11 protein-coding genes and 1 pseudogene are annotated in these 9,871 nt (G+C 68.8%); 6 read left to right on the plus strand and 6 right to left on the minus strand.

Annotation, left to right across the window (positions count from 1 at the left end):
• Positions 1-695, minus strand: a 695-nt coding sequence (locus tag VGC18_RS06750; RefSeq protein WP_331095564.1) for an ATP-grasp domain-containing protein, incomplete at its 3' end; no start/stop codon positions are given.
• 225 nt (positions 696-920) lie between these two features.
• Here VGC18_RS06750 and VGC18_RS06755 point away from each other — a divergent pair.
• On the plus strand, positions 921-1,676 hold the full coding sequence (locus VGC18_RS06755; protein ID WP_331095566.1) for an oxygenase MpaB family protein: 756 nt from the start codon (positions 921-923) through the stop codon (positions 1,674-1,676).
• Between the two features lie 18 nt (positions 1,677-1,694).
• Here VGC18_RS06755 and VGC18_RS06760 read toward each other — a convergent pair whose 3' ends face one another.
• Positions 1,695-4,070 (minus strand): ATP-dependent helicase, encoded by a 2,376-nt coding sequence (locus VGC18_RS06760; protein ID WP_331095568.1) that lies wholly within the window; start codon positions 4,068-4,070, stop codon positions 1,695-1,697.
• Positions 4,071-4,102: 32 nt separating this feature from the next.
• The gene (locus VGC18_RS06765; RefSeq protein WP_331095570.1) at positions 4,103-5,068 is read right to left on the minus strand and encodes a glycerophosphodiester phosphodiesterase family protein; all 966 of its coding nucleotides are present in this window, start codon (positions 5,066-5,068) and stop codon (positions 4,103-4,105) included.
• A 50-nt stretch (positions 5,069-5,118) separates the two neighbouring features.
• Here VGC18_RS06765 and VGC18_RS06770 point away from each other — a divergent pair, with 50 nt between their 5' ends.
• The 5 genes from VGC18_RS06770 to VGC18_RS06790 all read left to right on the plus strand — a co-directional run bounded on the left by VGC18_RS06770 (position 5,119) and on the right by VGC18_RS06790 (position 7,598).
• The gene (locus VGC18_RS06770; RefSeq protein ID WP_331095572.1) at positions 5,119-5,508 is read left to right on the plus strand and encodes a zinc ribbon domain-containing protein; all 390 of its coding nucleotides are present in this window, start codon (positions 5,119-5,121) and stop codon (positions 5,506-5,508) included.
• On the plus strand, positions 5,501-6,028 hold the full coding sequence (locus tag VGC18_RS06775) for a hypothetical protein (protein ID WP_331095574.1): 528 nt from the start codon (positions 5,501-5,503) through the stop codon (positions 6,026-6,028). The genes VGC18_RS06770 and VGC18_RS06775 overlap by 8 nt, the downstream gene beginning before the upstream one ends.
• A gap of 9 nt (positions 6,029-6,037) precedes the next feature.
• Positions 6,038-6,847: a Bax inhibitor-1/YccA family protein gene (locus VGC18_RS06780; RefSeq protein WP_331095576.1), complete on the plus strand. Its 810-nt coding sequence runs from the start codon at positions 6,038-6,040 to the stop codon at positions 6,845-6,847.
• 92 nt (positions 6,848-6,939) lie between these two features.
• On the plus strand, positions 6,940-7,218 hold the full coding sequence (locus tag VGC18_RS06785; protein WP_331095578.1) for an AbrB/MazE/SpoVT family DNA-binding domain-containing protein: 279 nt from the start codon (positions 6,940-6,942) through the stop codon (positions 7,216-7,218).
• Positions 7,215-7,598 (plus strand): type II toxin-antitoxin system VapC family toxin, encoded by a 384-nt coding sequence (locus VGC18_RS06790; RefSeq protein WP_331095580.1) that lies wholly within the window; start codon positions 7,215-7,217, stop codon positions 7,596-7,598. The genes VGC18_RS06785 and VGC18_RS06790 overlap by 4 nt, the downstream gene beginning before the upstream one ends.
• Positions 7,599-7,615: 17 nt before the next feature.
• Here the strand turns inward: VGC18_RS06790 and guaA are convergent, their stop codons facing one another.
• The 3 genes and pseudogenes from guaA to VGC18_RS06805 form a co-directional block, all read right to left on the minus strand.
• Positions 7,616-9,190: a glutamine-hydrolyzing GMP synthase gene (gene guaA / locus VGC18_RS06795; protein WP_331095584.1), complete on the minus strand. Its 1,575-nt coding sequence runs from the start codon at positions 9,188-9,190 to the stop codon at positions 7,616-7,618.
• On the minus strand, positions 9,186-9,638 hold the full coding sequence (locus tag VGC18_RS06800; RefSeq protein WP_331095582.1) for a DUF3817 domain-containing protein: 453 nt from the start codon (positions 9,636-9,638) through the stop codon (positions 9,186-9,188). The genes guaA and VGC18_RS06800 overlap by 5 nt, the downstream gene beginning before the upstream one ends.
• A 4-nt stretch (positions 9,639-9,642) precedes the next feature.
• Positions 9,643-9,871: pseudogene (locus tag VGC18_RS06805) on the minus strand (hypothetical protein); the annotation flags it as partial.

A 9,871-nucleotide genomic window follows, 5' to 3' on the forward strand; every position in this document is an offset into this window, starting at 1 on the left:
GGGTCGGCCGCGTCCCTGTCGACGAGCGCCTCGTGGTCCGGATGGCGGAAGTCGGCGTTCTCGTCGAGCGAGACCTTGCCGTCGAGCGCGAGGATCTCGCCCTCCTCGGTAAGCACCAGCGGGTTGACCTCGACGAGCGTCGCATCCTCACCGGTGTAGACCGCGTAGAGCCTGACGAAGACCGGGGCGACCTTCTCCACGATCTCGGCGGGGAACCTCGCGGCGATCGCGATCTCGGTGGCCTTGGCAAGATCGACGCCGACCAGCGGGTCGACCTCGACCCTGGCGAGGGCCTCCGGCCGCTCCACGGCGAGCTCCTCGATCTCCATGCCGCCCTCGAAGCTCGACAGCGACAGGTAGGAGCGGTTCGCCCGGTCCAGCAGCACCGAGAAGTAGTACTCCTCCTTGATCCGCGCGCCGGCGGCGACCATCACGCGCTTCACCGTGTGGCCCTTGATGTCGAGGCCGAAGATGGCCTCGGAGGCGTGCGCCGCATCGTCGGGCGTGTGGGCGACCTTGACCCCGCCCGCCTTGCCGCGGCCGCCGGCCTTCACCTGGGCCTTGACCACCACCGTGCCGCCGAGCTTCTCCGCCGCGGCGCGGACCTCGTCGGGGGTGTCGGCGACGATGCCCGGCAGGACCGGGACCCCATAGGACTCGAAGAGGTCCCTGGCCTGATACTCGAAAAGATCCACGCTGCTTGTCCAATCCGCAGGTCATGTGCCGTCAGGGGCCATCGTTTCTCGACATCGAGATAGTTTGACGTCAAGATACTTGGGCCATCATGCACTCTACTCCGGCGTCGACCGCCGCGAGGGGACGAGAATGCATCCTCGCGGGCGTCCGTGGGCTGCATTCCTGTCCCCTGAGAGGCTAGCCGACGGGTCACCCGCGAGAGGCCATCGGGACGACAATGAACTGTGGATGACACGAGCGGGCTCAGACGGATCGGCGCGGAGGGCATCCTGCTGGCCGGCGGCGGGACGGCCATCCTGCTGCAGCTGGCCGACCCGGCGGTCGGGCACGCGGTCGCCGATCACAGCACCTTCGCCGCCGACCCGCTGCGCCGCCTGCGCAACACCCTCACCTACGTCTACGCGATCGTCTTCGGCACGCCGGCGCAGGCACACCGGGTCACCGCGATGGTCGCCACCGCCCACGCCCCGGTACGCTCCGCGAGCTACGACGCCGCGGACCCCTCGCTGCAGCTGTGGGTGACGGCGACCCTCTACAACACCGCCATGGTCCTGCACGAACGGATCTTCGGCGCGCTGTCGGCGGCGGAGGCGGATGCCGTCTACCGCGACTACGCGATCATCGGAACGGCGCTCGGCATGCCTGCCGGGCTCTGGCCCGCGGACCGCGCGGCCTTCCGCGACTACTGGGAGCGGCGGCTGACGACGCTGAGCGTCGACGAGCGGGTCAGGGCGGTCGGCGTCCAGCTGCTGCATCCGACGACCGGTCCGTTCTGGATGCGTGCCGCCATGCCGCTCGCCCGCCTGGCCACCGCGGGCCTGCTGCCTTCGGAGCTCCGCGCGGGCTACGGCCTGCCCTGGGACGCACGCCGACAGCGCCGGTTCGACCGGTTCCTGCGCCTGTCCGCCCTGGTCTATCCGCGCCTGCCCCGGCGCATCCGGCACTGGCCGAAGGACCACCTCCTGCGCAGGCTCGGCTGACGGCGGAAAGCCGCCGGCTCAGAGCTTTTCGATCGGGGCCAGCTTGATCAGCAGGCGCTTGCGCCCCGCGGTGTCGAACTGCACCTCGGCGATGCTCTTCGGACCCACCCCGGTGACCGCCGTCACCCTGCCGTCGCCGAAGTCGACGTGGCGGATGCGGTCGCCGGCCACGAGGGTCAGGTCGCCGTTGTCGCGCACGACGCCGGTCACCCGGTTGGCCCACTCGGTCTTGGGCTGGGCCGCCCGCGCGGCCGCCCTGGCAAGGGCGGTCGCCCCCGGCGCCCCCGAGCGCTCGTAGCCGGAGCCGACGCCGGCGAAGCCCTCCCGGCGGGCGTTGAGCGCCCGCGGCTGGGTCCCGCCGCGCGAGGTCGCCATGCCAGGCGACTGGCGCCAGTCGATGAGCTCCGGCGGGATCTCCTGCAGATAGCGGCTGGGCATGGCGACGCTGACGTCGCCGAACTGCGCCCGCGTCATCGCGAGGGAGAGGTAGAGCTTGCGGCGGGCACGGGTGATCCCGACGTAGAAGAGCCGCCGTTCCTCGGCCGGTCCGCCCGGCTCGCTCGCCGACATCCGGTGCGGCAGGAGGTCCTCCTCCACGCCGGTGAGGAAGACCGCCTCGTACTCGAGGCCCTTCGCGGTGTGCAGCGTCATGAGGGAGACGGTGCCGCTGCTGTCGTCCAGTTCGTCGGCCGCCGCGACGAGCGAGGTCTCGGTGAGGAAGTCGAGCAGCGTGCCATCGGGGTTGTTCTTCTGGAACTCCTTCGTCACCGCCACGAGCTCCTCGACGTTCTCCGCCCGCGCCTCGTCCTGGGGATCCCGGGAGGCGCGCAGAGCCTCGACGAAGCCGGTCTTCTCCAGCAGCGCGGCGAGGATCTCGGGGACCGGCGCGGTGTCCGCGGTGAGGGCGACCTCGTCGAGGATCGCACCGAGACGCAGGACGGCACCGGTAATCTTGGGGCCGAACCCCATCTCGTCCGCGTGCCGCAACGCCTCGCGGAGGGTCACGCCGTGCGCATCCGCCCAGCTCTGCAGGGCCGCCTCGGTGACGCCGCCGATTCCGCGTTTCGGGGTGTTCATGATGCGCCGCAGCGCCATCGGATCCGCCGGATTCGCGACGGCGATGAGGTAGCCGAAGGCGTCCTTGATCTCGGCGCGCTCATAGAACTTGGTGCCCCCGAGCACGCGGTACGGCAGGGCGGAGCGGATGAAGATCTCCTCCAGCGCACGGGTCTGGGCGTTGGTGCGGTAGAACACCGCCATGTCCCGGTACTCGATGCCCTGCTTGTGCAGCTCGGTGATCTCGTCCGCGACGAACTGCGCCTCGTCGTGCTGGCTGTAGCCGGTGAAGCCGACAATCTTGTCGCCGTCGCCGACCGTCGTGAACAGCTTTTTGTCCTTGCGGTCGAAGTTGTTGGAGATCACGGCGTTCGCCGCGCTGAGGATGTTCTGCGTCGAGCGGTAGTTCTGCTCCAGCAGCACCACCTTCGCCCCCGGGTAGTCGCGCTCGAACTCGACAATGTTGCGGATGTCCGCCCCGCGGAAGGCGTAGATGGACTGGTCGCTGTCCCCGACCACGGTGAGGGATGCCGGCGGCAGCGAGCCGCGCCCCTGCAGGTCGGGCGGGAGGTCGCCCTGCTTGACCGGCCGGGTGAGCTCGCGGATGAGCGCGTACTGGGCGTGGTTGGTGTCCTGGTACTCGTCGACGAGGATGTGCCGGAACCGCCGCTGGTACAGGGCGGCGACCTGGGGAAAGGCGCGGAACAGGTAGACCGTCTGGCCGATCAGGTCGTCGAAGTCGAAGGCGTTCGCGCTGGACAGGCTCCTGGTGTACTCCCGGAAGATGTCGAGGAAGACCCGTTCGGTGGGATCGTTGAAGTTCGCGCCGCGGGCATAGGACTCGACGTCGTTCAGCTCGTTCTTGAGCTTGGAGATCTTGCCGGCGACGCTGCTGACCGTGAAGCCGTAGGTGTCGGCATCCAGGTCCTTGATGATCCGTTTGATGAGCGCGCGCGAGTCGGCGGAGTCGTAGATGGTGAAGTTCTTGCCGAAGCCGAAGTGCTCCGCCTCGCGGCGAAGGATGCGCACGCAGGCCGAGTGGAACGTCGAGATCCACATGCCCTCCGCCGCCTGGCCGAGCAGGGACTCGACGCGCTCGCGCATCTCCGCGGCCGCCTTGTTGGTGAAGGTGATCGCGAGGATCTGCGACGGCCACGCCTCGCGGGAGCCGATGAGGCTGGCGATGCGCCGCGTCAGCACGCTGGTCTTGCCCGATCCCGCGCCCGCGACGATGAGCAGCGCCTGCCCGCGGTACTCGACCGCCTCGCGCTGCTGCGGGTTGAGCCCGGCCAGCAGCGGAGACTCTGCCGGCTCGGCCGGATCCAGGATGAAGGTCATGACTGGCCCAATTCTAGGCGCAGCGACCGACCCTAGAGACGGCCCCGTGCCTCGATCGCGAGGTCCGGCTGGTCGGCGAAGACCCCGTCGAGACCCGTCGCCATGAGGAGGGCGAACTCCCTGGGCCAGCTCCCGAAGTCGCTCGCCGCGCCGCCGCGCCGCAGGTCCTTGCTGAGGAACTTGTTCTCCGCCCGGAGGGTCCAGCAGAAGACGAGCAGGCCGGCGGCGTGGGCGCGAGCGACCAGGTCCGTCGTCAACCCGTGAGCGTCCTTCGGCAGCAGGAGGCGCTTGTGCACGCTGATGCCGTCGACCTCGGCGGCGATCGCGGTCAGGCCCGTCTCGGTCAGGCACTCGGCGTACGGAGCCCCACCGTCCGCGGGCGCGCCCTTCGCGTCGATGAGATAGACCAGCCGGCCGCCGATCCCCCGTTCCCGGATGTCCAGCAGCGCCGACTTCTCGAACGACTCGACGACGAGCCGGTCGTCGTGCGCCCAGCCGGCGGCGGTGAGCTCCGCCGCGAACAGCTCGCCGAGCGGCATCCCGATCGAGGCGAAGTAGGTCGCGTGTTTGATCTCGGCGACCATCGTCACCGGTCGTCCCACGGTCTCGAGCAGGCCGAGCAGGTCGCCGAGCCTCAGGATGCCCTGCACGTCGTCGAAGGCCACGTTGGCCGGGCGCACCTTGGGCAACCGCTCCCGCGCACGCAGCGTGCTGAGCTCCGCCCAGGTGAAGTCCTCGGTGAACCAGCCGCTGAGCTTCTCGCCGTCGATGGTCTTGGTCGTCCGGCGGTCCGCGAACTCCGGATGCGAGGAGACATCCGTCGTCCCCGAGATCTCGTTCTCGTGGCGCACCACCAGCACCCGGTCCTTGGTGGCGACGATGTCCGGCTCCACCGCATCCGCTCCGAGAGCGAAGGCCAGTTCGTAGGCCGCTCTCGTGTGCTCCGGCCGGTAGCCGCTTGCGCCGCGATGGGCGATGACAATGGGGTGGGGGGTCACGGGGCAACGCTAGACGATCGAGGTTACGAACTCTTGATAGCCTGCTCGGCATGAGCAAGTGCACGAACTGCGGCGCGGAGCTCGACCCCGCCTGGAAGTTCTGCATCGTCTGCGGCACCTCGGTTCCCCGCAGCGACGGTGCGGAGGCCGCTCCCGAGATCGTGGCTCCGCCCCGTGCACCGGAGACCCCTCCCGGGCCGCCGGCCCCTGCCGTCTCGGAGGCTTCGGTCTCGGAGGCGCCTGCCGAGGAGCCTCCGGTCACCACCGCGATCCCGGCCGCCGTCCGGCCGAGCGCGGAGGACGACTTCGACGACGAGTACGACGATGTGCCCCGGGCGCGCAAGCCCGACGTCGCCGTCCTCATCGGGGTCGCCGTCACGGTGATCGGGATCGCGCTCATCGTGACGGTGGCCATCGTCCTGTTCTCGCCTCATGGCTGAGAGACGGTCCGGCGACGGATGGCACGAGCCCGCCAGGGACATCCCCCTGCGCTGGGGCGGTTATCGACTCCGCTACGTCCTCTCCGTCGCGCTCATCCTCGCCGGCGCCCTCCTCGTGCAGGCGACCTCGGTCTACACCGGCTACTTCCTCCTCCTCGGCCTCGGCGCCCACATCGCCGGCTGGCTGGTGCTCCCGTCGCGCGGCGGCCGCCGGCTCGCGGCGGTGCTGCCCTCCGCCCTGGCGGTGAGCTCGCTGCTGATCGGCTCGCTCGCCTGCGTGCTGCTCGTCCTGCCGCTGGTGTTCTGGTTCTACAACCGGCAGCGGCCGGCGCTCAGCTATCTCGCGGCGCTGCTGCCCGTGCTGAGCGGGATCGTGCTGGCCCAGCTGTTCCCCCAGTACGGCGACGGCGGCATCGTGGTCGGCGTCTCGCTCATCGTGATCGTGGGAGCCGCGTGGATGGGCCGATCCACGGCGAAAAGCAGGCAAATCCCCAGCCAGCGGGCGCGGCCGCTCCGTTAGCCTGGTGGCATGGCATCCTCCAACCCGGCTTTCAACAACTCCCCAGCCTTCTCCGAGCGCTCCAGCATCGCCGCGAAGCTGCCGAAGTCGCCCGTCACGCCGACGGCGGAGCAGCTCACCGAGCTCTACAGCCGGCCATCGGCCACCCCGGTCGAGACCGACCGCATGAGCTATGAAGACACGGTCGTCAAGATCGTCGTGACCTTCGTCTTCCTGCTCATCGGCGCCGGTGTCGGCTGGTTCGTCCCCGCCCTCGCCGTCCCGGCCGCGCTCGTCGGCTTCGGCCTGGCGCTCGTCAACATCTTCAAGAGGAAGCCGTCGCCCGCGCTGGTGCTCAGCTACTCAGCGGTCGAGGGCGTCTTCGTCGGCGGCATCACGGTGTTCTTCGAGAGCCGCTTCCCCGGCATCGCCGTCCAGGCGGTCATCGGCACCCTCGCGGTGGTGGGGGTGACCCTCGCCCTGTTCGCGAGCGGCAAGGTCCGCGCCTCCAGGAAGGCCACCAAGGTGTTCCTCATCGCGATGGTCGGCTACGCGGTCTTCTCGATCATCAACGTGATCCTCATCGCCACCGGCGTCAACCGGGACGCTTTCGGCCTCAGCAGCGCGACGATCTTCGGCATCCCGCTCGGCCTGCTCATCGGCGTGGTCGTCATCATCATGGCGGCCTACTCGCTCGTGCTCGACTTCGACAGCATCAAGACCGGCGTGCAGCGCGGCGCACCCCGCGCCTACGCCTGGACGGCCGCCTTCGGCATCATGGTCACCGTCGTCTGGCTGTACCTCGAGATCCTGCGGATGCTCGCCATCCTGCGCCGGTAGTCCTCGTTCCTTCGCAGATAAGAGGCTCGCTCCTTCTGGAGCGGGCCTCTTTTTTGTCGACATCATCGCACTCCTGCCATAGAATTCCTTTCATGGCAGAGATAGCGGTGTCCCGAAGCGAGACATCGACGCTGAGCGCCGAGGGCCGCGTCGTGGTCCCTGCCCGCATTCGCAAGATACTGGGGCTCGTGCCCGGTACGACCCTGACCTTTCGGCTCGATGGAGATGACGTCGTCATGACCACCCGGGAGGTGGCGGTCGCGAGGCTGCAACGGATGTTCCGAGAGGCGCCTCGCAGTCCGAGTGGTTCCCTCGTTGATGAGTTGATCTCCGAGCGACGCGCCGAGGCGGAGCGGGAAGACACCGAATGAACGTGCTCGATGCGTCGGCTGTGCTCGCCGTGGTCAACAACGAGCCGGGTGCATCCGAGGCGCTGGGCTTCTTCGACGGCGCACTGATCTCGACCGTCAATCTGGCCGAGATCCTGCAGAAGGCCGCGCAACGAGGGATCGACCCAGAAGAAGTATCGACCGCGCTTCGCGAAGCGGGACTCGGAACGGTTCCCTTCGACGAGGCGATGGCCGTCTCTAACGCCGCCCTGTGGCCGCTCACCCGGCACAGGGGACTCTCCTTCGGCGATCGTGCCTGTCTCGCCCTCGCCGAGGCCGTGAGCGGCATCGCCGTGACGGCGGACACGGCGTGGGCAGGTCTCGATCTGCCCGGCATCACCATCCACGTCGTGTCCCGGTAGGGATCCTCAGCGAGCGGTCATTCCCACTCGATCGTCCCCGGCGGCTTCGACGTGACATCGAGGACCACCCGGTTGACCCCGGTGACCTCGTTGGTGATGCGGGTCGAGATGTGCGCGAGCACGTCGTAGGGCAGCCGCGTCCAGTCGGCGGTCATGGCGTCCTCCGACGAGACCGGCCGCAGCACGATCGGGTGGCCATAGGTGCGCCCATCGCCCTGAACCCCCACGGAGTGGACGTCCGCGAGCAACACGACAGGGCACTGCCAGATCTCCTGATCGAGGCCGGCAGCGGTCAGCTCGAACCGGGTGATGGCATCGGCCTTGCGCAACAGCTCGAGCCGCTCGCGGGTAACCTCGCCGACGATGCGGATGCCGAGACCGGGACCCGGGAAGGGCTGGCGGCCGACGATGACCTCCGGAAGGCCCAGCTCCCGCCCGATCGCCCGCACCTCGTCCTTGAACAGAGTGCGCAGCGGCTCGATGAGCGCGAACTGCAGGTCCTCCGGCAGGCCGCCGACGTTGTGGTGGCTCTTGATGTTGGCGGTGCCTGTCCCCCCGCCGGACTCGACCACGTCCGGGTAGAGCGTGCCCTGGACGAGGAAGCCGATCGGCTCGCCGTCCGAGGCGGCCTCGGCGACCAGATCCGCCGCCGCGGCCTCGAAGCTGCGGATGAACTCCCGACCGATGATCTTGCGCTTCGTCTCCGGATCGGTGACGCCCTTCAGCGCGTCGAGGAACTGGTCGACGGCGTCGACGGTCACGAGGCGCACACCGGTGGAGGCCACGTAGTCCTCCTCGACCTGGCGGCGCTCGTCCTGCCTGAGCAGCCCGTGGTCCACGAAGATGCAGACGAGCTGATCCCCGATCGCCCTGTGCACGATCGCGGCGGCGACGGCGGAGTCGACGCCCCCGGAGAGACCGCAGATGACCCTGGCGGAGCCGACCTGCTCGCGGATGCGCGCGACCTGCTCCGCGATCACGTTGCCGCTGTTCCAGTCGCCGGGGATGCCGGCCGCGTCGTGCAGGAAGTTCTCGAGCACCCGCTGGCCGAACTGCGAGTGCCTGACCTCCGGGTGCCACTGCACCCCGTACATCCGCTTCTCGTCGCTCGCGAAGGCGGCGACGGGCGTCGATGCGCTCGAGGCGAGCACCTCGAAGCCGTCCGGGGCCTTCGAGACGGAGTCCCCGTGGCTCATCCAGGCGGTCTGCTCGTCGGGCTGACCGCTCAGCAGTCGGCCGCCGTCGCCCTCGAGGTGCACGGCCGTCGACCCGTATTCGCGCAGACCGGTGTTGGCCACCTCGCCGCCGAGCTGCTGCGCCATCACCTGGAAGCCGTAGCAGATGCCGAGCACGGGGACACCGAGCTTGAGGATGCCGGGGTCGAGGGCGGGCGAACCCTCCTCGTAGACGCTGGACGGGCCGCCGCTCAGGACGATGCCGGCCGGCCGCTTGGCGGCGACCTCCTCCGCGGTGATCGTGTGCGGCACGATCTCGGAATAGACGTTGGCCTCGCGCACCCGGCGCGCGATCAGCTGGGCATACTGCGCGCCGAAGTCGACGACGAGAACGGGACGGTGATCGGTCTGGCTAATGGTGAACCTCCGCGGCTGCCCGGGAATCGAGGTCGGCGAGCTCGCGCGCGGCGCGGCGCGAGATGAAGTGCTCGACGATGAAGGAGAGGAACGGCACGACACCACCGAGGGCGATCTGGATGAATCGGCTGAACGGCCAGCGCATGAGGCTCCACAACCGGAAGTCGCTGATCAGGTAGACGACGTAGAGCCAGCCGTGGGCGATGAGGATGCCCGTGGAGAGGTTGATGCCGCTCAGCGAGCGCGGGTCGATCGGGTTCCAGGGCACCAGGGCGAGGAAACCGGTCGGGCCGCCGAGGTAGATCTCCCGGTCGATCGGCGTGTATTTGAGGATCATCTCGAGCACCAGGAGCAGGAGCATGATGCCGGTGACGTAGGCGAATACCCGGTAGAACTTCAGAGCTCCTCGGATTTTCGGGATGTCGGAAACCTTGGGGCGAAGGGGCATGCGCTTAGTTTACTTCCGCGAGTTCTTCCTGCTCGCGTTCCCAGGCATCCTTCACCAGGCGGTACCAGAGGAACAGGGCGAAGCCGGCGAACACCACCCATTCGATGGCGTAGAAGACGTTGAGCAGGTTGAGCTCGACGTCGGAGGTCGGCCGCGGGGAGTCGATCGTGGTCAGCGTCTTCGGGGCGTCGGCGGACACGAGATACCCCGCATAGACGCCGGCGGGATCGGTG

The organism is Lacisediminihabitans sp. (assembly GCF_036404185.1).
Classification (GTDB): Bacteria; Actinomycetota; Actinomycetes; order Actinomycetales; family Microbacteriaceae; genus Lacisediminihabitans.

Excerpts from the sequence above, each read along its gene's own strand:
- VGC18_RS06770 (WP_331095572.1), top strand. The coding sequence starts at position 5,119 with ATGAGCAAGTGCACGAACTGCGGCGCGGAGCTCGACCCCGCCTGGAAG.
- VGC18_RS06780 (WP_331095576.1), top strand. The coding sequence starts at position 6,038 with ATGGCATCCTCCAACCCGGCTTTCAACAACTCCCCAGCCTTCTCCGAG.
- VGC18_RS06775 (WP_331095574.1), top strand. The coding sequence starts at position 5,501 with ATGGCTGAGAGACGGTCCGGCGACGGATGGCACGAGCCCGCCAGGGAC.
- VGC18_RS06760 (WP_331095568.1), bottom strand. The coding sequence starts at position 4,070 with ATGACCTTCATCCTGGATCCGGCCGAGCCGGCAGAGTCTCCGCTGCTG.
- VGC18_RS06790 (WP_331095580.1), top strand. The coding sequence starts at position 7,215 with ATGAACGTGCTCGATGCGTCGGCTGTGCTCGCCGTGGTCAACAACGAG.
- VGC18_RS06800 (WP_331095582.1), bottom strand. The coding sequence starts at position 9,638 with ATGCCCCTTCGCCCCAAGGTTTCCGACATCCCGAAAATCCGAGGAGCT.
- VGC18_RS06785 (WP_331095578.1), top strand. The coding sequence starts at position 6,940 with ATGGCAGAGATAGCGGTGTCCCGAAGCGAGACATCGACGCTGAGCGCC.